This window comes from Pseudomonas sp. 2822-17, assembly GCF_002742485.1.
Classification (GTDB): domain Bacteria; phylum Pseudomonadota; class Gammaproteobacteria; order Pseudomonadales; family Pseudomonadaceae; genus Aquipseudomonas; species Aquipseudomonas cyclaminis.
The window spans coordinates 1-230 of the sequence record NZ_LJRZ01000480.1 but is presented as its reverse complement, the minus strand read 5'-3'; the positions used below and the strand labels follow the sequence as shown (position 1 = coordinate 230).

The 230-nt window shown below is 35.7% G+C and carries 1 protein-coding gene; it reads right to left on the bottom strand.

Features of this window, described 5'->3' with window-relative positions:
• Positions 1–230, bottom strand: a 230-nt coding sequence (locus AOA60_RS18315; protein WP_143522461.1) for a YkyA family protein, incomplete at both ends; no start/stop codon positions are given.

Genomic DNA, 230 nt, shown 5'->3' with positions numbered 1-230 from the left:
TTTCTTCACCATGTGTTTTTAACTCTTCATCTTCAATCTCATCTAAAAATCCAATTGATAATTGGAATTCTTCGAACGCTTCGTCAATGATCGCTTTCTCTGCTTCCATGATAGAACGTCTCTCTTCTGCAGATTCAATCGCTTCTTGTGCAATACTTTCTAGCTCTTCAAGATAAGAGATATCACGTAATGACTCATACTTTTTAAGCTCATTATTTTCAGCCTCGTTT